The organism is Rhodophyticola porphyridii (genome assembly GCF_003688285.1).
In the GTDB taxonomy this organism is placed as follows: Bacteria; Pseudomonadota; Alphaproteobacteria; order Rhodobacterales; family Rhodobacteraceae; genus Rhodophyticola; species Rhodophyticola porphyridii.
Genome location: NZ_RCNT01000002.1, coordinates 165,470 through 186,468, shown reverse-complemented (window position 1 = coordinate 186,468; position 20,999 = coordinate 165,470). Strand labels below are relative to the sequence as shown.

Annotated in this window: 25 protein-coding genes; 12 read left to right on the top strand and 13 right to left on the bottom strand. The window is 62.2% G+C overall.

Translation table 11 applies throughout. The features are described 5' to 3' along the window. Positions 1-85 precede the first annotated feature (85 nt). Together D9R08_RS05495 and D9R08_RS05485 are read left to right on the top strand one after the other, a co-directional pair. Complete coding sequence (locus tag D9R08_RS05495) at positions 86-928, top strand: formate/nitrite transporter family protein (RefSeq protein WP_121897025.1); 843 nt, start codon at positions 86-88, stop codon at positions 926-928. Between the two features lie 397 nt (positions 929-1,325). Beyond that, the gene (locus tag D9R08_RS05485; protein ID WP_121897023.1) at positions 1,326-2,243 is read left to right on the top strand and encodes a YihY/virulence factor BrkB family protein; all 918 of its coding nucleotides are present in this window, start codon (positions 1,326-1,328) and stop codon (positions 2,241-2,243) included. A gap of 49 nt (positions 2,244-2,292) precedes the next feature. Here D9R08_RS05485 and D9R08_RS05480 read toward each other — a convergent pair whose 3' ends face one another. Next, positions 2,293-3,021 (bottom strand): Crp/Fnr family transcriptional regulator, encoded by a 729-nt coding sequence (locus D9R08_RS05480; RefSeq protein WP_121897022.1) that lies wholly within the window; start codon positions 3,019-3,021, stop codon positions 2,293-2,295. 98 nt (positions 3,022-3,119) lie between these two features. Here D9R08_RS05480 and D9R08_RS05475 point away from each other — a divergent pair, with 98 nt between their 5' ends. Both D9R08_RS05475 and D9R08_RS05470 read left to right on the top strand, forming a co-directional pair. Beyond that, positions 3,120-3,485, top strand: coding sequence for a response regulator (locus D9R08_RS05475; protein ID WP_121897021.1), 366 nt, complete (start codon positions 3,120-3,122; stop codon positions 3,483-3,485). Between the two features lie 127 nt (positions 3,486-3,612). Continuing rightward, positions 3,613-3,783, top strand: a complete 171-nt coding sequence (locus tag D9R08_RS05470; protein WP_121897020.1) for a DUF1328 domain-containing protein — start codon at positions 3,613-3,615, stop codon at positions 3,781-3,783. A gap of 142 nt (positions 3,784-3,925) precedes the next feature. On the opposite strand, the gene D9R08_RS05465 is transcribed toward D9R08_RS05470, so the two are convergent. Further along, positions 3,926-4,738, bottom strand: coding sequence for a response regulator (locus tag D9R08_RS05465; RefSeq protein WP_121897275.1), 813 nt, complete (start codon positions 4,736-4,738; stop codon positions 3,926-3,928). Between the two features lie 101 nt (positions 4,739-4,839). On the opposite strand from D9R08_RS05465, the gene D9R08_RS19505 reads away from it, so the two are divergent. From D9R08_RS19505 to D9R08_RS05450, 4 genes are read left to right on the top strand one after another with little or no spacing between them, the layout of a single operon-like run. Next, on the top strand, positions 4,840-5,004 hold the full coding sequence (locus D9R08_RS19505) for a NepR family anti-sigma factor (protein ID WP_158598932.1): 165 nt from the start codon (positions 4,840-4,842) through the stop codon (positions 5,002-5,004). After that, positions 5,001-5,558 (top strand): RNA polymerase sigma factor, encoded by a 558-nt coding sequence (locus tag D9R08_RS05460; RefSeq protein ID WP_121897019.1) that lies wholly within the window; start codon positions 5,001-5,003, stop codon positions 5,556-5,558. The genes D9R08_RS19505 and D9R08_RS05460 overlap by 4 nt, the downstream gene beginning before the upstream one ends. Further along, a complete protein-coding gene (locus D9R08_RS05455) occupies positions 5,558-7,294 on the top strand; it encodes a sensor histidine kinase (RefSeq protein ID WP_121897018.1) in 1,737 nt (578 codons plus the stop codon). Before D9R08_RS05460 ends, D9R08_RS05455 begins: the two co-directional genes overlap by 1 nt. Before the next feature lie 6 nt (positions 7,295-7,300). Then, a complete protein-coding gene (locus D9R08_RS05450) occupies positions 7,301-8,845 on the top strand; it encodes a phospholipase D-like domain-containing protein (RefSeq protein WP_121897017.1) in 1,545 nt (514 codons plus the stop codon). Here the strand turns inward: D9R08_RS05450 and D9R08_RS05445 are convergent. Next, positions 8,779-9,858, bottom strand: a complete 1,080-nt coding sequence (locus tag D9R08_RS05445) for an AI-2E family transporter (protein ID WP_121897016.1) — start codon at positions 9,856-9,858, stop codon at positions 8,779-8,781. The genes D9R08_RS05450 and D9R08_RS05445 overlap by 67 nt on opposite strands. A 116-nt stretch (positions 9,859-9,974) precedes the next feature. Here D9R08_RS05445 and D9R08_RS05440 point away from each other — a divergent pair, with 116 nt between their 5' ends. The 4 genes from D9R08_RS05440 (at position 9,975) to D9R08_RS19070 (ending at position 12,294) form a co-directional block, all read left to right on the top strand. Further along, positions 9,975-10,172: a CsbD family protein gene (locus D9R08_RS05440; protein WP_121897015.1), complete on the top strand. Its 198-nt coding sequence runs from the start codon at positions 9,975-9,977 to the stop codon at positions 10,170-10,172. A gap of 185 nt (positions 10,173-10,357) precedes the next feature. Continuing rightward, entirely contained in the window at positions 10,358-11,329 is a 972-nt protein-coding gene (locus tag D9R08_RS05435; protein WP_158598931.1) for an amidoligase family protein, read from the top strand. Then, positions 11,326-12,048 (top strand): gamma-glutamyl-gamma-aminobutyrate hydrolase family protein, encoded by a 723-nt coding sequence (locus tag D9R08_RS05430; RefSeq protein WP_121897013.1) that lies wholly within the window; start codon positions 11,326-11,328, stop codon positions 12,046-12,048. Before D9R08_RS05435 ends, D9R08_RS05430 begins: the two co-directional genes overlap by 4 nt. A gap of 75 nt (positions 12,049-12,123) precedes the next feature. After that, positions 12,124-12,294 (top strand): hypothetical protein, encoded by a 171-nt coding sequence (locus tag D9R08_RS19070; RefSeq protein WP_233557276.1) that lies wholly within the window; start codon positions 12,124-12,126, stop codon positions 12,292-12,294. Positions 12,295-12,392: 98 nt separating this feature from the next. Here D9R08_RS19070 and D9R08_RS05425 read toward each other — a convergent pair whose 3' ends face one another. The 10 genes from D9R08_RS05425 to D9R08_RS05380 form a co-directional block, all read right to left on the bottom strand. Next, positions 12,393-13,316, bottom strand: coding sequence for a DUF3618 domain-containing protein (locus D9R08_RS05425; protein WP_121897012.1), 924 nt, complete (start codon positions 13,314-13,316; stop codon positions 12,393-12,395). Beyond that, positions 13,306-13,707: a phage holin family protein gene (locus tag D9R08_RS05420; RefSeq protein ID WP_121897011.1), complete on the bottom strand. Its 402-nt coding sequence runs from the start codon at positions 13,705-13,707 to the stop codon at positions 13,306-13,308. Before D9R08_RS05420 ends, D9R08_RS05425 begins: the two co-directional genes overlap by 11 nt. Beyond that, on the bottom strand, positions 13,704-14,216 hold the full coding sequence (locus D9R08_RS05415) for a hypothetical protein (RefSeq protein WP_121897010.1): 513 nt from the start codon (positions 14,214-14,216) through the stop codon (positions 13,704-13,706). The genes D9R08_RS05420 and D9R08_RS05415 overlap by 4 nt, the downstream gene beginning before the upstream one ends. Positions 14,217-14,252: 36 nt before the next feature. Next, positions 14,253-14,438, bottom strand: coding sequence for a hypothetical protein (locus D9R08_RS05410; RefSeq protein ID WP_121897009.1), 186 nt, complete (start codon positions 14,436-14,438; stop codon positions 14,253-14,255). A 161-nt stretch (positions 14,439-14,599) separates the two neighbouring features. Continuing rightward, the gene (locus tag D9R08_RS05405; protein WP_121897008.1) at positions 14,600-15,382 is read right to left on the bottom strand and encodes an inositol monophosphatase family protein; all 783 of its coding nucleotides are present in this window, start codon (positions 15,380-15,382) and stop codon (positions 14,600-14,602) included. Further along, complete coding sequence (locus D9R08_RS05400) at positions 15,372-16,388, bottom strand: LacI family DNA-binding transcriptional regulator (protein ID WP_121897007.1); 1,017 nt, start codon at positions 16,386-16,388, stop codon at positions 15,372-15,374. The genes D9R08_RS05405 and D9R08_RS05400 overlap by 11 nt, the downstream gene beginning before the upstream one ends. Continuing rightward, positions 16,385-17,800 (bottom strand): glycerophosphodiester phosphodiesterase, encoded by a 1,416-nt coding sequence (locus D9R08_RS05395; protein WP_147450617.1) that lies wholly within the window; start codon positions 17,798-17,800, stop codon positions 16,385-16,387. The genes D9R08_RS05400 and D9R08_RS05395 overlap by 4 nt, the downstream gene beginning before the upstream one ends. Then, positions 17,797-18,840, bottom strand: coding sequence for an ABC transporter ATP-binding protein (locus D9R08_RS05390; protein ID WP_121897005.1), 1,044 nt, complete (start codon positions 18,838-18,840; stop codon positions 17,797-17,799). The genes D9R08_RS05395 and D9R08_RS05390 overlap by 4 nt, the downstream gene beginning before the upstream one ends. Continuing rightward, positions 18,840-19,667, bottom strand: coding sequence for a carbohydrate ABC transporter permease (locus D9R08_RS05385; protein ID WP_121897004.1), 828 nt, complete (start codon positions 19,665-19,667; stop codon positions 18,840-18,842). Before D9R08_RS05385 ends, D9R08_RS05390 begins: the two co-directional genes overlap by 1 nt. Next, complete coding sequence (locus D9R08_RS05380; RefSeq protein ID WP_121897003.1) at positions 19,664-20,962, bottom strand: carbohydrate ABC transporter permease; 1,299 nt, start codon at positions 20,960-20,962, stop codon at positions 19,664-19,666. Before D9R08_RS05380 ends, D9R08_RS05385 begins: the two co-directional genes overlap by 4 nt. Positions 20,963-20,999: the final 37 nt, after the last annotated feature.

The window sequence follows — 20,999 nt, the reverse complement described above, 5'->3', positions numbered from 1 at the left end:
GAAACGCAAAGGTTCCGAAATTGCCCGGAACCGCGCCCGGCGAGTGGCGTTGGAGTATCATGGTTTAATCGACGGAGATTGCTTAGTGGACATTCAAGACACCAAAATCAGGAACCGTATCGAGCAGGCGGCGGAGGAGGCTTCGGTCGAGGACGCCGCGAAGCTTTCCTCAAAACTGATCTACGAAGTCATCCGCCGCGACGGTGTGGAAGAACTGGCGCGCCCGACCCGTTCTTTGATTTGGTCAGGCATCGCCGCGGGGATCATGATCAGCTTTTCGGTTCTGGGCGAAGCGATCTTCCGCACCTATCTGCCGGACAGTCCGCAGAGGTTTCTGCTTGAAAACCTCGGCTATTCGCTTGGTTTCCTGCTGGTGATCCTGGGCCGGATGCAGCTTTTCACCGAAAATACCATCACGACCGTTCTGCCGCTGATGACGCGCCCGACCCTGCGCATGTTCGGGGCCGTCGCGCGGTTATGGGCCATCGTGCTGACCGCCAATGTGGTGGGCGCGTTCGCGATTGCGATACTTTATGCCCATACGCCTGCCCTGCCCGGGGAGCTGACGCCCGCGATCATATCGCTCTCGGAACACGCAGTCGGCATGCCCGCGGTGGACAGTTTCTTCCGGGCCATTCCCGCAGGCATTCTCGTGGCTGCGATTGTCTGGATGATGCCCCAGGCTGAAGAAAGCAGCTTTTTCATCATTCTGGTCTTCACATGGCTGATAGCTGCCGGGGACTTCACCCATATCGTCGCGGGCTCGGTGGAGATGGCCTATCTCATGGTGCAGGGCATGCTGCCTCTGGGCGAGGCGGTGTTCGGGTTTTTCCTTCCCGTTCTGGCGGGCAATATCGTCGGTGGCACCGCGATATTCGCGCTGATGGCATGGGGGCAGGTGAAAGATGAACTGCATGCCGACAAATAAATTCATCCTGTCGCGGAACCAAACCCGCTGACAGGCGTTTAATGGGTGATGAACGCCCCATCTCAAGCGTTCGTATCATCACCGGCGCGGCCTTTTCCGACTGTCCCCTCGTGGCCGCGCCGGTCCTACACTTCCGATTCCGCGACATGCCGGCGATTGAGCGCTATATATGCCGCACGGAACAGGCTCTATCCTTGGCGCGGGTATCCATCCGGGCCAACCGGGCAGGAGGGATTGACGTGTATCGCAAGCAACCTCGCGGCTTCGCCCGGATCAGACGGGCGCTCCACCAGCCTCTGACCTGGGTTGCCCCTTGGCTCGTGATCGTCATTGCGCGCTATGGCATGACCCTTTCGGGTCCGGCGGGGCCGTACCCCCCAAAGGCGGAGCGTGTAGGATGAAGATTGTTCCTCATCATGGATGGCCGGTCTGGTGGGCGGCGTCGAAGCGTGTTTTTGCGCAGATCGACCAGAAGAACCTTGGCCTGATTGCCGCCGGGGTCGCGTTTTACGGTATTCTCGCCATTTTTCCGGCCATCACGGCGGTCATCGCGATCTGGGGGCTGATCGGGGACCCGCGGGCGATCATGCCGCAACTGGAAGCGTTCCGCGCTATCCTGCCCGAGGATGTCTTCACCCTTCTGGGCGACCAGATCTCGGCACTCGCCTCGGCCAGCACCGACAGTCTGGGGCTGGCGACGATCCTGTCCATTCTGCTGGCGCTCTGGTCCACGCGCGCAGGCGTGGCTGCCCTGATGCGCGGTATGAACGCCGTCTATGATGAGCGTAACCGCAGGGGACTTGCCCATTACGCCTCTGCGTTCGGGCTGACCGTGGCGCTGATCCTCGTTGCACTGATCTCGATCGCGTCGGTCGTGGTCACGCCCTTCGTCCTCGCGATCCTGCCACTTGGTACTCTTGCCGCGCTTGCGCTGGAGGTGGTTCGCTGGCTTGTGGCCATCGGAGTGTTGCTGGCCGGCACGGGCCTTGTCTATCGCTACGGCCCGAACCGGCGGGGGGCGCGGCTGCCCTGGATCACGCCGGGCGCCGTGCTGGCCGTAACCATCTGGGCCGCGGCATCGGCCGGGTTTTCGCTCTACCTGTCGAATTTCGGAAATTACAACGAAGTCTATGGGTCGATAGGGGCGGTGATCGCGCTGTTGATATGGCTGTTCATCAGCGGGTTCCTGTTGCTGCTCGGCGCGGCCTTCAACGCCGAACTGGAGCGCCATACCAAGATCGACAGCACCGTCGGCCCGGACCGGCCAATTGGGGAACGGGGCGCCGTCGTCGCCGATACCTACAAGGAAATCTGACACCACCCGATCCTGTCCACCACCCGCAGCGGGCGGGCGGACCCGGCATTCACATCAGCGGCCGGACCATGGGCTCTTCCACGGTCATTTGCGCGATCTTCGCAAGCTCTTCGATATCATTTACATAGAGATAGCCGTCCGACCAGTTGGCGAGCTGACGGTCGCGCAATTTGCCGAGGGTCTTGTTGGTGTGAACCAGCGACAGGCCAAGGGCATCAGCCAGATCCTGTTGCCGGTAGGGCAACGGCATGGTCCGGTTCTGAACCAGTCCGGTCGCCTTCCCGCGAAGCATGATCCGCGTCAGGGACCAAGCCACGGCTTCGGTCGCGCTACGTTGCCCGACCGAGGCCAGTGCCTCGCCGAGAAAATGTTCCTCCATCGCAGCCAGCCATGTGACATCGAAGGCGCGTTCGGGATGTGAGCGAAAGAAATTCCAGAATTCCGCCCGGTCGAAAACACAAAGCGTCATCGGAGAACTCGCAGCAACCGAATGCTGCATCTCTCCCATCACGGCAGCCTGCAAGCCGATGAAATCCCCAGGGAAAACGAAATTGATCACCTGGCGCTGCCCGGTTTCGAGCGTCTTGTAGCGTACGCCCATACCCCGAAGTGCTGTGAAAAGCTGCGGACTTTTCGACCCCTCCATCAGCATCGTCGTGCCCGGGTCGATGACCAGCTCACCGACCTTGAAGCGTTGCATGAAGCGCGTGTCTTCGTCCGAATGCGGCACGAAGAGCGGACTCTTATGCAGCGGGCAATATTTGCATTTCGTCGCCATGATTCCTGAGATATCTCTCGCATGTATGTCACAGTTTAATGCGGCGCGACGGAAATAGTTCCAATAAGTTAATGAGCACCAGACCCAGGAACTGAGACATGTCGCCCGTTTTTCTTGTGATCGAAGCCGATCCGTTCGTTCGACAGGATCTGTCGGAGATACTGCAAATGTCTGCGGAGGGCGCGCGGGTTCTGTGCGCCGAAGCGCTGGAAGACGCCCGCGGGCTCATGGCCGAAATAGCACAGGTCGATCTGGTCTTCTTCGGAACCCCCGCCGCCCCCGTCGGTGTGGCCGATCTGGTCGAGCAGGTGCGCAATCTGGGCGGCACACCGGTTTTCATCGGCGGCCCCGAGACACCCAGCGCGACCGAACGGATGGCGCTTTTCCTGTCCTCCCCCTTCACCAATACGTCGGTCGCGGAACTCGTGGCTGACTGGCAGAATTCAGGTCGGCTCAAAGGCTGATTGCCCGGCCCCGGGTGAGCGCGGCCGACGCTCCTGTGATCGCTATGGAACCATTGCCCGGCGCTCACGTTGTCCTTCCATGATTGGTCACACCGTGACCTGACACTCAAGTTAGGAAGGAAACACCATGCTATATTGGGCAATCTTGTTCTTCGTCGTGGCCGTGGTGGCCGGCGTTCTCGGGTTCGGTGGCATCGCGTCGGCCTCCGCCGGTATCGCCCAAATCCTCTTCTTCATCTTCATCGTGCTGTTTATCGTGGCGCTTGTCATGCGGGCCCTGCGCGGCCGCGCACCCTAAACGCCGCGACACGCCCGGGATCGACGGTCGGGGCGGGCTTCACCATCTGTGTCGCCACACGCCACTGCACCCAACATCGAAAAACGCGCCCTGCGGATCTCGCAGGGCGCGTTTTTCGCATTCTCCGGGCGGTGTCGCCAGATCAGGCCTTGAGCGTTTCGGTACTGGAGAAGAACATCGCCTGGCTGACCGCCGATTTCACCTGCCCCTCGGTATAGGGCTTGGCGATGAGGAAAGCAGGCTCCGGCCGCTCGCCCGTCAGCAGACGTTCGGGATAGGCGGTAATGAAGATCACCGGAACCTCGCCGAATTCGCCCAGAAGGTCATTGACTGCGTCGATCCCCGAGGAGCTGTCGGCAAGATGAATGTCGGCCAGAATCAGATCCGGTTTGTCCGAAGCGCCAAGGCGGACGGCCTCGGACCGGGTGCGGGCGACACCTGTGATCTGATGGCCCAGATCGCTGACCATATTCTCAAGGTCCATGGCGATGACCGGCTCGTCCTCGATGATCAGCACACGGCCCGCGATGCTGTCGGCCATCTCCGCATGGGCCACGCTGACAAGATGCTCGGCCTCGGCCTGTTCGATATCCATGATCTTGGCGATATCGCCGAAATTGAACCCCTCGATCGTGTGCAGCAGCAGCGCCTCGCGGGTGTTTTCGGTCAGCCTGTCGAGATGCACGCGCGCGGCTTTCTCCAACGCGGTCTGCTCGTCGCCAACCGATATCTGCCGGCTGCTCGCCCAGATCGTGTGCAGCGCCTTGAACAACGCGACCTTTGCGTCCAGATCACCAACCAGCGAGGGATCCTCAAGGATCGCTTCGAGCGTTGCGGCGGCGTAATGATCGCCACTGTCTTGCGAGCCCGTCAATGCCCGTGCATAACGGCGCAAAAAGGGGAGTTCGGTGCCAATCGCCGTGGCCAGATCGACCGGGGAAGACTCTTTTGTCATCATGACCTTCCAGTTTTTTTGACTTTCTGTGGAACCTAACGCCAATCTCCACGTTTGGTTCCCACAAAGGTGCGCACATCTGAAATCCCTACAGGCTACTTATGTCAAGCAAACAACCAGACCCAAAGACACGGCAGCAAATCGACGAGAACCTGAAACGCGTTTTCGAGCATCAGCTTCAGGAGGAACTGCCGGACAGGTTCAAGGATCTTCTTTCGCAACTCAAGGCGCAGGACGCGGCCAAAGGTCAAGGTTCCAAAAAATGAGCCAATCGGATCCCAGAGACGAGCTGGTGGATCATCTGCCGGCTCTGCGGGCGTTCGCCATAAACCTGACGCGCAACAGCAGCACGGCGGACGATATGGTTCAGGACACCGTGGTGAAGGCGTGGAGCAATATCGAGAAGTTTCAGCCCGGCACCAACATGCGCGCCTGGCTTTTCACGATCCTGCGCAACACCTATTATTCGAACCGCCGCAAGGCGAAGCGGGAAGTGGCGGATGTTGACGGCGCCTTTACCGAGGGGCTTGCGGAAAAGCCCGCCCATGACGGGCGCTTGCACCTGACCGATTTCCGCAAAGCCTTCATCCAGTTGCCGGACGAACAGCGGGAAACGTTGATCCTTGTCGGCGCGTCCGGGTTTTCATACGAAGAAGCCGCAGACATGTGCGGCGTGGCCGTGGGCACGATCAAAAGCCGGGCCAATCGGGGCCGCAAACGTCTGGCGGAACTGATGCATCTGGATGAGGACGAGGCCATGGAACTGACCGACAAAGCCACCGTTGCTGTTGTCACGGCGAGCGGGCCAGCCGCGTTCTGATGCCCGACAGGAAGGATGACCAGCGACCTGTTTCAGGCAGGCTGAGATTCCGTGTTGCGGCGCTACTGGCGCTGGCGCTGCTGCCAATCGGCATCTTGGGGGTCGTGCAAACACGCAGTCTTGCCATCGAGGCACAGACAAGTTCCGAATTGAGCCTTCTTGCGCTGACGGAACGGGCTACTTTCGGTGAACGGCAGGTGCTGGAACGTGCCGTGGGCACCGCCGAGGCGCTGGCCCCCTTTCTGGAGTTGATCCGCGACGATCCCGAAGCCTGTCGCAGCTATCTGGACGATTACGTGGGTCTGTCCCCGCGCTATTCCTTCGTGGGCTTCGTGCCGGTCTCGGGTCTGGTGACGTGTTCCTCCGCCGATCGCACGGTGGATTTCTCGGGCGACCCGCTTCTCCAGACGCGGATGAACGCTCCACGGCTCTATATTGACCTGATCGAATCTCCCGCCGTCAGCGTGAGCTCGGTCATCAACGTGATGTTTCCCACCTACGAGGGCACCGATTTCGCGGGCTTCATGTCGATCTCGTTCTCGACCGAGACGCTTGCAGCCCGCGGCGACCGTGTGGCCGACATGCGGCCCGACAGTGTCGTGACATTCAACGCCGAGGGCGTGATCCTGTCCACCGAGTCCAGCGCCGAGGGGGATCCGATTTCCCTGCCGCGATCCGTGACGCTGGAAGACCTCGCCACCCGGCGGCCTGACGAGACATTCATCGATCTCAGCCAGAGCGGCGAAGAGAGGATCTTCGCCGTGGTGCCAGTCGTTCCCGGTGTGGTCTACGCGCTGGCGGGCTGGCCGCGCGAGGCCTTCCGTCTGGGGGGTGGAATGCTGCCGCTGCCAACCGCTGCCTTTCCGCTGATGATGTGGGTCGCCAGCCTCTTCGTGGCCTATATCGCGGTGGATCGGCTTGTGGGGCGGTATGTTCGTGGGCTCAGTGATCAGATGCGGACCTTCGCCCGTGACCGACGGATACCGAAAACGGCCGTGTCGTCGGGCGCCGCGCAGGAGTTGCAGGATCTCGAAACCTCGTTCGTACAGATGGCCTTCGCCCTTCTCGATGACGAAGCGCAGATGGAAGATGCGCTACGCGAAAAGAACGTTCTGCTGAAAGAGGTTCATCACCGGGTCAAGAACAACCTCCAGATGATCTCCTCGATCATGAACATGAACATGCGCACGGCGGAGCATCCGGAAACGCGCGCCGTCCTGCGACAGCTACAGGATCGGATCCTGGGGTTGTCGACGGTGCACCGCAACCTCTACATGGCCGAAAACCTCAGCCGGACCAATGCCGGCGAGTTGATGAAAGAGCTGTTGAACAAGGTCTTTGCCGTGGGCGCGGCACCCGGCAGCAACCTGCATATCGAAATGGATTTCGATGATGTCATTCTGTTTCCGGATCAGGCGGTGCCGCTGTCGATGCTGGCGACGGAACTCGGCACCAATGCGTTGAAACATGCCGGTGCCGCCGAGGGCGAGAGCCCGTGGATACGGGTAAGCCTGAAACAGCCCGAGCCCGGAAAAGCGGTCTTCGTGTTCCGCAACTCCATCGGGCCCGAGGCGATGACCAAGGATGCTGAGAGTTCGGGGCTTGGCCTGCGGCTCGTGCGCGCCTTTGCCAGCCAATTGAGTGCGGTTGTTGAAACCACCGACACGAATAACGAATATAAAGTCGTAACGAGTTTCGATCTCGAAGATTTCGACCCGGAACCAAGAGAAGGCTGACCGCCCGTGCCGGAGAACCATTCAGGCACTGCGCCGCATCTGATGATCACCGCGGCGGAAGCGTATCCGGTTCTCGAGCGCTGTTTTCTCGGCGCAAGGGAGGCGATCTCGGCGGGGTTCAGAGTTTTTGATCCGGCGACACGCCTTCGCTCCGAAGAGGCGTTGTCGGTAGGGAAGACATGGGCCGATCTGGTCTCCCACACCCTGGCCCGCGGCATCCGCTTTCGCCTGATCCTGTCGGATTTCGACCCGGTTGTGCGCCCTGCCCTGCATCGGGCAACCTGGCGCTCCGCCCATCAGTTGCGCAAGGCGGCCATACGTGCGGGTCGGCCCGAGTTGCTGGAGGTCATCCCGTCGATGCATGCCTCACGTCTCGGGATTGTGCCGCGCCTGTTCTTCTGGCCGAAGATCCTGGGCGAGATCCGCGAAGAGCTGGACCGACTGAATGCCGGCACCCACGAGGAGGCCGAAGCCGATCTGGCCCTGATGCCGGGCCTTGCCCCCCATATCCGCGGAACGCATCCCGATCTGAAGGTTCGACCCTGGCCGATCCCGCCGCTGGTGCCGGCCACCCATCACCAGAAAGTCGCCGTTTTCGACGATGACACGCTCTTCATCGGCGGGCTCGATCTGGACGACCGCCGTTTCGACACGCCCGAACACGATCAGCCCGGCCCGGAAACCTGGGCGGATATGCAGATCCTTCTGCACGGACCGGTTGCGAATGCGGCCAGACGGCATCTTGATGAACTCCGCGACGTGGTGGCTGGAAAGAAACCTCCGTCGCCTCAGCCCCGCTTGCTCCGCACGCTGTCGACCAGACGCGAGCGGCAGGCGTTCCGCATGTCGCCCAAGACAGTTCTGTCTGAAATCGAGACTGCGCATCGCGAACAGATCGCACAGGCCGAAACACTGATCTATCTTGAAACGCAGTTTCTGCGCAGCCGTCCCATCGCGCAGGCTCTCGCAAGGCGGGCGCGCGAGAACCCCGATCTTCAGGTGCTTCTTGTGCTGCCTGCGGCCCCGGAAGAAGTGGCATTCGAAGGCGCAAGGAAGGGCGACTCGCGCTATGGCGAATATCTGCAGGCGAAATGCGTCGAAATGGTGGGCAAGGCATTTGGCCCCCGCGCCTTCTTCATGGCCCCGGGTCAGCCGCGCGAGACGCTCGAGTCTGGCCGTGCCACCGTTGCGGGCGCTCCACTGATCTATTTGCACTCCAAAGTCTCGGTCTTCGATGAAACGACGGCGATCATATCTTCGGCAAATCTGAACGGGCGGAGCATGCGTTGGGATACCGAAGTCGGCGTCCTGCTTGAAGACCCGGCGACCGTCCGGGAGTTGCGCAGCAAGTGCCTGCTACACTGGCTGCCCGACCAGCCCGAGGAGAGGTATCTGGACGCCGCGACGCTGGTCAGCGCGTTCCGTGATCTTGCCCACCGGAATGCGAACACCCCGCCCGAGGATCGGATCGGTTTCGTTTTGCCCTACCCCTTGGCACCGGCCAAACGGTTTGGTCGCAACTTGCCCGGTGTGCCCGAGGAAGTTGTCTGAGCGGCGCGACCGCGCTTGAACAGAACCATCCCCCATACCAGAAGCGGGATGGCGATGACGCCTCCGATTGGCCCCCAAAGCCACAACCAGCATACCAGAGACAGAAATACCATGAGCGGGTTCACCGACATCTGCCGCCCCACAAGCGCAGGCGTCACGAACTGCCCTTCGGTCATGTTCATCAGCAGATAGGCCGCCGCCGGAGCAAAACTCATCGGGCCTTCAAAGGCTATCAAACCGCCCAGAAGCAGGGCCAGCGCAAAGACTGCGGGGCCGAGATAGAGGATAAAGTTCACCAGAAACGCGACGAAGCCCCAAAGGGGCGCATAGGGCATCCCCAGAAGCAGCATGACGCCGGTGACCAGAAGCCCGAAACATCCGTTGATCACGGTGATCGTCAGAAAGTACCGGGAGACTTCGCGCTCCGCCTCAAGCATGTCCGAGGTGGTCAGTGGAAAGCTGGGGCTGGAGCTGATCCAGTCATAAACCTCGCGCCGGGCCAGCAGGAAGAAGTAGAGTGTTCCGACGAAAATCATCACCGCTGCGGCAAATCCCGGCGCAAGGAACAACGCGTCGGTGATACTGGGTAAGGCAATCTCCTCCTCCGCGGCGTCGCCGGTCCCCGTTGCAGCCTGCGGCGAGTCGTTCAAAGCCGTCGCTACCTCCGCCGAAACCTGATCGAGCCCGCGCAAAGCATAACGGATATTGCTGACGATCTCGCGCAACTCCTCCCAGATGATCGGAGCCCGGCGGATGGCATTGCTCAGAAGCGGCTCCAGCAGCACAAACAGCGCAAGCAGGAAAAGGATCGAAGCGAAAAGTGCCAAAAAGGCGCTGAGTGCACGCGGAGCGCCCAAACGGTCGATCCGCCGTGTCACCGGCGACAGAACAACCCCCATGACAAGGGCAAGCAGGATGGGAGCAAGGATTGCTGATGCCAGTTTCAGCGCAGCCACGACTGCGAATGCTGCCAGAATCCAGACCGGCAGAGAGGCGATGCGCGAACGGCTCATAGTCTATCCTTTTCTTGTTCTAACGCCATCCAAAGCGGATTAGTTCCCGGCCTGGAGGAACAAGGTTGCCCGGGTCCGCGTTATCCATACACTACATCTCAACAAGGAGCGCTGCTATGAACTGGGACCAAGTCGAAGGTAAATGGAAGCAACTCAAGGGCCGTGCAAAAGAAAACTGGGGCAAGCTCACCGATGACGAGCTGGACCAGGCGGAAGGCAACCGCGAACAGCTTGAAGGCGCGATCCAGCAGAAATACGGCAAGACCAAGGAAGAGGCGCGCAAGGAAGTCGACGAGTGGATCAAGAAGATGTGACGCTCGACGAAATCGGCGCCTTCCCAGGCGAGAAGACGGCCAGTTGTTCCCGCAACTGGCCATTTTTCTGTGAAGCCGCGCCACATGCTGCAACATGCGGGGACCGGTCCGAGTAGCCGTCCGGTCGAAATCTCGGCGTCTTGCGGGAACAAACTCCCGAGCTACCGCGTTCATGGGGAATGAATATGCCTTTTCGTGCCGACCCGCTGGACCTTCCGACCCCCACCGACATGAGCGGAGACCGCCGCAAGGTCGGAGTTGAAATCGAACTCGCCGGTCTTTCCGAAAAAGACCTCGCACATCTCATTGCGGAGGAATGCGGCGGGACGGTCGAAGAAGAGGCCGCTCATGAATTCCGGGTGCGCGATACGGATCTTGGCGAAATCCAAGTCTATCTCGATACGGCATTCCGGAAGTCCGCCACCAGCAAATGGCACGAGGTCGGCCTTGATCTCGCGCGCGAGATCGTCCCGGTGGAGATCGTCACGGCACCTCTTGACCCGAACCAGTTGGGCCGCCTCGACCGCATATGCGCCATGGCGCGCGAAAACGGTGCGATCGGAAGCCGCAGCGGATGGCTTCTGGGGTTCGGAGTGCATCTCAACGTTCAGATCACGGGCGAGCGTCTGGCGGACATACTCCCCACGTTGCAGGCCTATGCCCTTTGCGAAGACGTGTTGCGGCACACAGACCCCATCGACACCTCGCGACGTCTTCTGCCCTTTGTCGACCCCTACTCCCGCGCCCTTGTCGATTGCCTCGCCAAGGCGGATTTCCGGACGATCGGCGATCTCATTGCCGCCTATCTGGATACAGACCCGACGCGGGATCGCGGGCTCGACATGCTGCCGATCTTCAAACATATCGATCAGGGGGCAGTGGATGCCGCCGTTCACGGCCTGTCGCCGGTCAGCGCCCGGCCCGCCTATCATTACCGGCTGCCCGATTGCCGCATCGACGAACCGGACTGGTCGGTCGGCGCGGAATGGGCCCGGTGGGTTGCCATCGAGCGCATCGCCGAAGACGATGCGGTGTTGGCGGAGCTTGCCTTCGCATGGGCCGGTCATCGCACGGCTCTCACGACCTTGCGGACGGACTGGGCGCGGACGGCCATGGAAATCCTTTCCCAATACGGCCACAGGGAGCTGCTGCCATGAAGCCGCGGATCGGCGTCACGGTCTCTCATCGCTCGGGCTGGCGGATCTTTCCGCTGATGGCTTTGGGTGTCTGGCTTGCGGGTGGCAAGGCGCTTCGCTGGCAGAGCGTCGAAGACGTGGATATCTCCGCGGTCAGCGGGGTCATCATCGGGGGTGGCGACGATATCGCACCTGCGCTTTACGGCGGGGAGATCGTGATCGGCGCGCGGCTTGACGAGGCCCGAGATGAAATGGAGAAAAGCGTTCTGGTACAAGCTTTTGACGCGGGCTTGCCGATCCTCGGCATTTGCCGTGGCTCCCAGATGCTGAATGTGGTTCTGGGTGGGGATCTGGATCAGGACGCCTACGCCACGACCGGCGGGCGGCGCTTCAACACCATCCTGCCGAGAAAATCTGTCCATATCAAACCGGGGTCGCGGCTGGCCCGAATCGCGGGCTCAGATGTGATGAAGGTCAATGCGATGAACACGCAGGCCGTCTGCAAGCTGGGGAAAGGTCTTGAGGTGGCCGCCCGCGATGAGGACGGCATGATCCAGGCAGTCGAACGGGTGAGGGAGCCCTTTGCGCTTGGCGTTCAGTGGCACCCGGAGCATCTGTTTTACGCGCGCCGCCAGCGCGCCCTCTTCGGCGCACTGGTGGCCGCTGCCAAGGCCTGCCAGCAGGATCGCCCGCAGCTTGGCGCCGTCGACCGGCAGGACGCGCAGGCCGACCCCGCCTGATATCGGGCAGCTATTGGAACATTTCTTCATCTTTTTGCGTTTAGCCTTGAATCCGAAACAACGGAGGGCCCTGAAATGACCTTGGACATGCTCCTGATAACCGCAAGCGGCCTGGTCTTCGTGGCCGTCACGATCCTTGCGATCACCGCCAGACGCAAGTCGGAAAACGGGATCGACAAGGCGTCGAGGGTCAGATCCGACCTGTCCGACCATGACCGGAACCGTGACGGACCGAACCGCCGCTAATCTCACAACGCGGCACAAAAAGGGGCACCGCCTTCAGCGGTGCCCCTTTTTCTTTTTCGGATGTTTCAGGTTTTAGAACATGGCGTGGCCTGCCGTTGTCAGCGCTGCGCGGCATCCTTCGCGCGGGCCACGACCCGCTCCCCCGCGTCGCGCAGCTTGTTTTCTGCGGTTGCCACGGCCTCTTCCCCGTCGGGCAGATCCTCGGCAACCTCCGCTGCCATGGTCTTTGCCTCGTCCAGCGCGGCCTCGCCCATGCGCCTGGCGCGTGCGACTTCCTCGTGCCAGACCCGTTCTGCCTCTGCCAGCAATGCGTCGCGATGCGCACCGAACTGCTCATCCTCGATTTGCGTGCGCGGCAGGGTCATGGCGGCAGCAGCCCCCACAACGGCGACCGCCGCTCCGACAAGCAGAGGATGTTCGGCGAAGATCTTCTGCCCGCCCGCGGTGGCTCTGGACGCCGCCGCCTCGATCCGGGCCTGAGCGGATATCGCCTTCTGACGCGCCGCGATCACCCGTGCGCGGGCCACATCGCTCAACTCCGCCGTCCCGTCATAAAGCGTTTCACGCATTTTGGCGGCGCTGCGGGCCACCTGGTTGCGGGCGCGCTCGAATGTCGACGGATCTTCCTCGGCGAACCGGTCTTTCCTGATCGCGGCATCCGCAGCTTCGACCCGGGCGGTGAAATTCTGCGGGTCCGTGTCTTCCGCGAACCCGCGCGCCGTGGGGCGCGTGGTCGTGTCATAGGTCGCAGGCGAAGGCTTCGACTTCGCGGAGGACGCCCCACCCAGCACCAGCCAGGCAAGGCCCGCGCCGACAAGGCCCACGGCCACGGGGTTTTCCCGCACACCGCGCACCAGCGTTTCGGCCACCTCGCCGCCATGGGTCTTGATGGTCTCGGTCACCGTTTCAACCAGCTTTTCAGGCGAAAACTGCTCTGTAAGTTCCGAAAGGCTCTCGGCCAGCGCGCGGCGTTCCTGCGCGATTTCGGTCTCGATATCTGCAGCGGATTTCTCATTGGTCATGGATGCTCTCCTTAAGGGTCGCAAAATCGTTGGAGATTGTCTCGACCGTCTCGGTCGGGGCAAATCGGGTTGTCTTGAGAATGCTGATCCCCCTCGCGCCCAGCACGGCGGCGATCAGCAGCACCACACCGGCGACGGACAGTGCCGCCCATCCGGGTGTCAGTCCAAGCTCGACAAGGCCGGCAACCGCCGCCCCCGCAAGCACGTTCAGCGCGCTCAACAACAAGATGGCACCGATCACCAGCAAGCCGATCGCAAAAGCGGCGCGATTGACCTTTTCGCTCATCTCGGCCTTCGCCAGTTCGAATTCCTTCCGGATCAGCCGGCTCAGATGCAGCAGGACCGATGAGATGAGCGACCCGGACTCCTTGGTATCGGGCGTGTCGGTCATGCGCGGTCATCCCCCAGTTGCGCGGGAGCGGGCTGCGGAATGTGATGCGGCTGGATATCGCTCTGCATCGTCGGCTCGGGGCTGCTGGCCTTCAGGAAACGTCCGGCCGCGATGCCGAGAATGGCCGCACCACCGAGGAAGGCCGCCGGGTTGCGGCGGGCAAAGCTCGAAAGACGCGTGGCGATCGTGCCCAGATCAGCCTCGCGAACCGCATCGGCGGTCCGGTCCAGTTGCCTTGCCATCGCCGCGACGGTTTCGGTATGCGGCGCGTCCTCCGTCATGCGCTCGGAGGCCCGCGAGACGCCATCGGCGACAGCGGTGATCTCGTCGGCCAGGCGCGCCTTCACACCGGAGGCTTCGGCTTCGACCTGCGCACGCGCATCATCCGCGGCAGCCGACGCCGCCGATTTAAGGTCTTCGGCAGTGGATTTGGCGCGCGATTGCGCAGCCTCCTTGGCTTCAAGCGCCTTGGATTTTACGGTTTGCTTCGCTTTCTCGATCTCTGTCATGGGGTCCTCCAATGCTGAGCTGGCCGGGGGTCTGCGTCACGGCGCCCGTTCGGTCGCGGGCTCATCGAGCTCCGCGCCGAAGCCGGTCTCGTCCGGGTCCGTCGCAATCGTCAGAAAGAGAAGAAAGAGCAGCACCGCGAACACGACGACCCCGGCAATTCCGAAAAGAGCGCCGCGATGACGTTTCGCCTGTTTCTGGACGTCTGTGTCCGGGGCGCTCATGTCTTTCTCCGATTCCTTCGTCAGGGATGAAACGTTTCCAAGGCCCGGAAAGTTCCATGGCTCTCCCGCAGACGGCGCAGCTTCGGATCGACCGCTCACGGCGTCGATCCATGACTGTTTGGGGGACGGGGTTTCTCTCGTGGGGACCCGCGGGCCGCTCTTCAGCGCGCCCCGAAAGCCTCCAGAGAAAGGAGACTGCGCAACCCGGCGATCTGCCCGGTTTCCGCCAGTACTTCGGAAGGCCGCTCCAGAAAGGACGCGACCGGATCATGATGCACGATGCCGCCCGCGGCTTCGATCAGCACAAGCCCCGCCGCCGCGTCCCAGATGTTGAGCATCGGCTCATGATAGGCATCGAACCACCCCGCCAGAACCCCGAGAAACCCGATGGTCGCGGCCCCGTGGCGGCGGTGCTCGATACCATCGGCCAAAAGCGCCTCGATCCGGGCAAGATACTCGGGAAGCGATCCGCGCGAGGAATATCCCAGAGCTACGATCGGGCCAATGGGCCGCGCCGCGTCAAGGCGGATTTCGACACCGTTCAGACAGGCCTTGCCCCCGCGCGTGGCGGCGGCGGTCAGGCCCAGATCCGGGGCGTGGATGACCCCGACGGTCAGCGCCTTCCCGTCGAAATAGGCGATCGAGATCGCCCAGTCCGGCGTGCCGCGGGCAAAGTTCACCGTCCCGTCAATCGGATCGACGATCCAGCAGGCCCGGCCCACGCCCGTCCGCCCCTCTTCCTCGCCCAGGACGGAGGCGGCGGGATCAGCGTCGGCCAGCCGGTTCCGAACCAGCGCCTCGACGGCGTGATCGGCGGCGGTAACAAGGTCCATCGGCCCCTTTTCGGTGATCTTGAGCCGTTCCGGATCGGACCGAAGGGACCGCGCGAGATCTCCGGCCTCGTTGGCAAGCGAAACGGCCAGGGCCAGGCGATCAACGGTCATGTCTGGTGGTTCCCCGATAGACTGGCACAAGGGTCTGGGTCACGGTGCGCGGCGCCATGTCGATATCGGCGGCGCGTTCCTTCAGCAGCCGCATCGCCAGCGCGGCCTGCTCTTCCAGATCCTGATGGACGGTCGACAGATCATACGCGGCCCATCCGGCCTGTTCGATATCGTCAAAGCCGACAAGCTGGATCTCGTCGGGCACCGCACGGCCAAGGTCGAAGCGCAGCGCATCCAGTGCCCCCATCGCAATCAGATCCGTCGCGCAGAAGAGCCCATCGACCCCCTCCAGCGCCGCGGATTGCGCCTTCAGCGCGATCCGCGCACTGCCATAGGCCTGATCGTCGGCCAGGAGCATCCTGCAGGGCACCCCGGCAGCCTCGGCACGGGCCATGAACGCGCGGATGCGCCCGGCGACGGAGAAGGTTTCCACCCTCGGCGCCAGACAGGCCAGATTGGTCGCGCCCGAGGATCGGAGCATGTCGAAGACCAGTTTACCACTGGTTTCACTATCTGCGACGATCCTGTCGCCCCAGCTTGTCTTGCCCGCCCGGTTGATCAGAACCACCGGCAGGCCAAGGCGCCCGCAATCCTCGATCAGGGCGCTTGGCGGCGTGTCCGAGGTCACGATCATTCCGGCCACGCTATAGCCAAGAAGCCCGTCGATCAGCCCCCCCACCTCGTCCGGTTTTTCGGCCGTGAGCAGCATCGGCCGGAACCCCTCCCGGATGAGAGACTGCCCCAGAAGGCGCACCTGCCGCGACCGAAGCGGTGTGTCCAGCCGCGACGCGACCAGACCCACGATTCCGGAATGCTGGCCTTGCAGACCGCGTGCCAGCGAGTTGACCCGGTAGCCCAGTTCGGTGGCGGCGGCGTGAACCTTCTGCCGCGTCGCGTCGGCGATATGGGCCCCGGGCGTGTAAGCCCGCGAGACCGCGGAGCGCGACACCCCGGCCAGCCGGGCGACATCGAAGGAGGTGGGTTTGCGTTTCGGGCCGTCGGTCATGAAACGTCACATGCCGCAAGGTGCCGCCGAAAGGCGAAGGGATCGTCCAGATTGACCATATCGGGGCGCATCGCGATGATCCGATCGAAGATATCAGGCGTCTTTTCCATGTAGGCGACCATGCTGCGCATGCGACCCCCCCGGAGTGTCGCGACCTCCAGCGGATCGTCGCCCGGCAGGAATTCGATCAGATCGGCACCATAATCGTCAATGGCGGCTTGCAGGTCGGGGTAATCCTGCCGACGTGCCATGATCCGCGCGGTCGGCGCGAGAGACCGCAGGTTGCGCAGAAAATTGCGGTTGAAGGACCAGAAGAACACCCGCTCCTGCAGCCCGGCCTCAGTCACCTGATCCCAGACCGGCGCGGGCGGGGCCGATTTGAGCTCCAGATAAAGCTGCCCGTCATGTTTCAGCGCAACCGCCAGCACCTCTTGCAGGGTCGGTATCCGCGTGCCGGCAAAAAACGGGTCGAACCAACCGCCCGCATCCAGCGCCCGCAACTCCGCCAGCGTCATCGCCGGGACCGGGCCGGTGCCGGAGGTCGTGCGATCCAGCGTCGGGTCATGGATCACGACGATCTCGCCATCGGTCGTGAGGTGCAGATCGACCTCCGCATGGGAAAAGCCCGCGGCCAGCGCGCATTCCACTGCCGGCAGTGTGTTTTCCGGAGCGATCTTGTTGGCCCCGCGATGGCACACGACCTCCACCGGCCATGTGGCGGGCGGGCGAAACGGGTTCACCAGTTCCGGCATGTCCGAGCAGATACCGGTGACCGGGCGCGTTCGGATCGCGGCCATGCGCACCGGGTCTTCCTCATGCCAGAGCACAACCCGCTGACCATCCGCAAAGGCACGCCGAAAGAAGCTCTCGATCAGGGTATCCTGCGGGCGTTCCATCCGTTCCCAGCACAGATGGATGACATCCGCGCAGGGCGCATGGCCGTGCGGATCGGCCCCAAGCGGTACCAGCGCTGCAATCGGATAGGGGCAACCGGCATGGCGCAGCAGATCGGTCACATCGGTATCGAAGGCGCCCAGAATGGCAAGGTCGATCTTGTGGGTCTTAAGCCAGTCCAGCGTGGACAGGCTGGCATTGATGTCCTTGATATCGGCGTAGATACCCGCGCCGCTTTCCGCCGCCAGCGCCAGAACATCCGTAAGAAGCGGGCAATCGGGTTGGGCTTTGCGCAATTCGGCCAGCGTTACATTGGCGACCGCGCGGCCATCGCCCAGCACCGGATCGTGGAAGGCCACAACCGCGCCATCCGCCGTCATCCGGATATCGACCTCCCACATGTCGGCGCCAAGCTCCGCGGCCTTGCGGAACGCCGCAAGCGTGTTGTCCGGCGCATAGGCGGAGGCGCCGCGATGCGCGATCGCATAGGGTCGCGGCGGCAGTGGCTGGTCGATCACAGGCGGGCCCCCTCCGGTGAGAATGCAAGTATGCGTTTGGCATCGACCCCCCAATCGACCCGCTGGCCAAGGGCATGCCCGGTGCCCGAGGGCAGGATCGCGCGTAATTCCGCACCGGAGGCGAGGCGGATATCGACCAGCTCCTCCCTGCCCTGCGGCTCGACAAAGACGATCTCGCCCTCCAGCCCGGTGCCGAATTGTGGGCCGACATGTTCGGGCCGGATGCCAAGCGTGATCTCGCCCCTGGCCTGCAACCCGTCCGGCCGCGCGATCCGGAGTCCGTGCCCGAGATCGAGGCTGTCGCCCGATTGCGCCTGCACGAAGGAGATCGGCGGATTGCCCAGAAAACCCGCCACGAACTTGTCCGCAGGGTCCGTATACATCCCCATCGGCGTATCAAGCTGCACGATCCCCCCGTCCTTCATCAGCGCGATCCGGTCGCACATCGACATCGCCTCCACCTGATCGTGGGTGACGAGGATCGCGGTGATCCCGGTTTCGCGCTGTATGCGCCGGATCTCGGACCGCATTTCAAGCCGCAGCTTGGCGTCCAGATTGGCCAGCGGTTCGTCAAGCAGCAAAACATCGGGTTTGCGCACCATCGCGCGGGCCAGCGCCACGCGCTGCTGCTGCCCGCCCGACAGTTGCGCCGGGCGCCGGTCCAGCAGGTTCGAGATCTGCACAAGCTCCGCCATCCGGCCCACCTCATCGGTGATCTCGGATCTGGTCTTGCGCTGAACCCGCAGGGGAAAGGCGATGTTCTGGGCGACGGTCATGTGCGGGTAGAGCGCGTAATTCTGGAACACGACGCCGACCGGGCGCTGTTGCGCGGGCAGCCGTGTCACCTCCTCCTCTCCGAAATGGAGTGTGCCGCCATCCATCTTGTGAATGCCGCAGATCGCAAACAGCGTCGTGGATTTTCCGCAGCCCGACGGGCCGAGAAGCGCCATCATCTCGCCGCTTCGGACGGTCAGGTCCATCTTGTCGATCACCGTCACATCGCCGAAGCGTTTGGTGAATTTGGTCAGCCTGAGATCCATCAGCCCTTCGTACCTCCGCCGTAAATGTTCATGAGCTGTTTCTGGAACAGCAGGTAAATCAGGATCACGGGCAGAGAGTAGAACATGCCGACCGCCTTGAAGAGGCCGAAATCCTGGTTGGTATCGTCGTTGATCACGGCGTTCATGTAGGTCGCCAGAACCTGTGCCCCCGACCCGGGCGCCAAAACCAGCGGCAGCACAAATTCCGACCACGCCGCGAGGAAGGAGATGATCAGAAGCGCCGAAAGGCCCGGTTTGATCTGCGGCAGAACCAGTTCCCACCAGACGCGCAACCGGCTTGCGCCATCCTGTACGCCCGCCATCTCGATCTCCCAGGGTACAGTGTCGTAGAAGCCCTTCATGATCCAGATGCCAAAGGGCAGTTCCAGCGCCGCCTTCACCAGAATGATCCCCAGAAGCGTATCATAAAGCCCCATCATCTGGAGGATGATGAATATCGCGATGATCAGGGTGACGGTCGGGAAAGCATGCAAGATGATCAGCCCGCCAAGAAAGAGGGGACGGGCCGGCAGGTTAAGACGCGACAGGGCATAGCCCGCCGTCAGCGACAGCGCACAGACAAGAAAGGAGGTGATGCTGGCAAACAGGAATGTGTTCAGCGTGACCCGCCAGATGGAGGGCCGCCCACTGTCGATACTGCCCCAGAGAAAGCGCCAGTTTTCAAGGTCCAATTCGCCCGGGATCAACGAGCCCGGTGCCGGTGCGGCGACACTTTCCACCACCTGGAACACATACATGATGATCAGCGGCAGTGAAAAAATGCCCAGTATCGCTACAAGATGCCAGATGCGCGCGTGTCCCGTCATTGCTCGATCCTCGGCTTGGCAACCAGTTCCTTGAAGTTGAAAAAGCGCAGATAGAGCGCCGACAGCACGATGCCGATCACCACGAGGATAAGCGCGAAGGCTGCACCAAGCCCGTATTGCAGATTGCCGCCGTAATTGCTGAGTGCCGTATGATAGGCAGCCAGCGCCCAGACCTCGGTGGTGCTTCCCGGCCCGCCATCGGTGGCAAGCAGAATATACTCGAATGATGTCAGCAGGCTAAGAGTCTGATAACACGTCAGGAACAGGATCGGCCAGCGCATCTGCGGCAGGATGATGTAGCGCACCTGCTGCCAGCGGTTCGCACCATCCACCTCCGAGGCGTAGAGCATCGGAAGCGGTATCGCCTTGATCGCCGAGGAAAACAGGATCATCCCGAGCGACGCACCGACGAAGCCGTTGATCAGGATGATCACGGTCCAGGCGTGGGTGGGCGTCTGCATCATCCAGTTCTGCTGCGGGACGCCGAACCAGCCGGTGACCGTGGCAATGAAGCCGTTGTCCCAGGTGAACCAGTTCCACATCAGCACATACATGACCGGCGGCAGGATGCGGGGCAGGAACCAGATCGAACGGAAAACGTTCGCAAGCTTGAGCGGCAGGTAGAAGGTCGAGATCGCCAGAAAGAGGCCAAAGGTGATGTTGAACGCCAGCGTGCAGACCACATAGAACGCGGTGTTCAGCGCATATCGCAGGGTCGAAGGCAGCTCGAAAAGAAGCGAGAAGTTATCGCTGGTCCAGATCCAGCCTGTATAGGCCGCGGTGACAAGCGCATCATGATCCGAAGGGTCGATGCCCGTGTCCGAAAGGGCGTCGCGAAACGCGGCTTCTGTGTCATATCTCTCGCCGACGATCGTGACGGCGAAAAGGTCGGCGGCGGCCTTGCGCTCGCGGGTGTTGCGGATCGGGTTGTTGTCCAGATCGCGCAGCAGGCGCTCCAGATCGCGGCGAGCCTCGAACGTGTCGCCAAAGTAGTCCTCGCGCAACTCCTGCGCACGGTCTGCGCCGAACGCGGCGGCCATTCGCGCCAGCCCGACCTCGGTAATCGCGTATCCCGCCGCGTCAAGCTGCACGACGGTTTCCGCGCTCACGCCCTGTGCGGGCAGGTCGCGCAGATCGGTTTCAATGATCAGGTACTCGCCACCGCTAATGCCCGTTGAGGTGGACATGTTCGTGAAGGAGAATACCGCGGTCAACAGGACCGGCAGAAGAAAGAACAGCGACACCGCGACAAGTGCAGGAGCCAGAAAACCGATACCAAGCAGGCGGACGCGCATGACGGAGACCTCTTTGCAGGGAGGGATCGGGGCGCCG

Coding starts and splice junctions, on each gene's coding strand:
- D9R08_RS05480 (WP_121897022.1), bottom strand. CDS start 3,021: ATGGCGACGAAATGCAAATATTGCCCGCTGCATAAGAGTCCGCTCTTC.
- D9R08_RS05465 (WP_121897275.1), bottom strand. CDS start 4,738: ATGACAAAAGAGTCTTCCCCGGTCGATCTGGCCACGGCGATTGGCACC.
- D9R08_RS05455 (WP_121897018.1), top strand. CDS start 5,558: ATGCCCGACAGGAAGGATGACCAGCGACCTGTTTCAGGCAGGCTGAGA.
- D9R08_RS05380 (WP_121897003.1), bottom strand. CDS start 20,962: ATGCGCGTCCGCCTGCTTGGTATCGGTTTTCTGGCTCCTGCACTTGTC.
- D9R08_RS05440 (WP_121897015.1), top strand. CDS start 9,975: ATGAACTGGGACCAAGTCGAAGGTAAATGGAAGCAACTCAAGGGCCGT.
- D9R08_RS05435 (WP_158598931.1), top strand. CDS start 10,358: ATGCCTTTTCGTGCCGACCCGCTGGACCTTCCGACCCCCACCGACATG.
- D9R08_RS05470 (WP_121897020.1), top strand. CDS start 3,613: ATGCTATATTGGGCAATCTTGTTCTTCGTCGTGGCCGTGGTGGCCGGC.
- D9R08_RS05390 (WP_121897005.1), bottom strand. CDS start 18,840: ATGGATCTCAGGCTGACCAAATTCACCAAACGCTTCGGCGATGTGACG.
- D9R08_RS05420 (WP_121897011.1), bottom strand. CDS start 13,707: ATGACCGACACGCCCGATACCAAGGAGTCCGGGTCGCTCATCTCATCG.
- D9R08_RS19070 (WP_233557276.1), top strand. CDS start 12,124: ATGACCTTGGACATGCTCCTGATAACCGCAAGCGGCCTGGTCTTCGTG.
- D9R08_RS05400 (WP_121897007.1), bottom strand. CDS start 16,388: ATGACCGACGGCCCGAAACGCAAACCCACCTCCTTCGATGTCGCCCGG.
- D9R08_RS05415 (WP_121897010.1), bottom strand. CDS start 14,216: ATGACAGAGATCGAGAAAGCGAAGCAAACCGTAAAATCCAAGGCGCTT.
- D9R08_RS05430 (WP_121897013.1), top strand. CDS start 11,326: ATGAAGCCGCGGATCGGCGTCACGGTCTCTCATCGCTCGGGCTGGCGG.
- D9R08_RS05475 (WP_121897021.1), top strand. CDS start 3,120: ATGTCGCCCGTTTTTCTTGTGATCGAAGCCGATCCGTTCGTTCGACAG.
- D9R08_RS05485 (WP_121897023.1), top strand. CDS start 1,326: ATGAAGATTGTTCCTCATCATGGATGGCCGGTCTGGTGGGCGGCGTCG.
- D9R08_RS19505 (WP_158598932.1), top strand. CDS start 4,840: ATGTCAAGCAAACAACCAGACCCAAAGACACGGCAGCAAATCGACGAG.
- D9R08_RS05410 (WP_121897009.1), bottom strand. CDS start 14,438: ATGAGCGCCCCGGACACAGACGTCCAGAAACAGGCGAAACGTCATCGC.
- D9R08_RS05425 (WP_121897012.1), bottom strand. CDS start 13,316: ATGACCAATGAGAAATCCGCTGCAGATATCGAGACCGAAATCGCGCAG.
- D9R08_RS05460 (WP_121897019.1), top strand. CDS start 5,001: ATGAGCCAATCGGATCCCAGAGACGAGCTGGTGGATCATCTGCCGGCT.
- D9R08_RS05385 (WP_121897004.1), bottom strand. CDS start 19,667: ATGACGGGACACGCGCGCATCTGGCATCTTGTAGCGATACTGGGCATT.
- D9R08_RS05445 (WP_121897016.1), bottom strand. CDS start 9,858: ATGAGCCGTTCGCGCATCGCCTCTCTGCCGGTCTGGATTCTGGCAGCA.
- D9R08_RS05405 (WP_121897008.1), bottom strand. CDS start 15,382: ATGACCGTTGATCGCCTGGCCCTGGCCGTTTCGCTTGCCAACGAGGCC.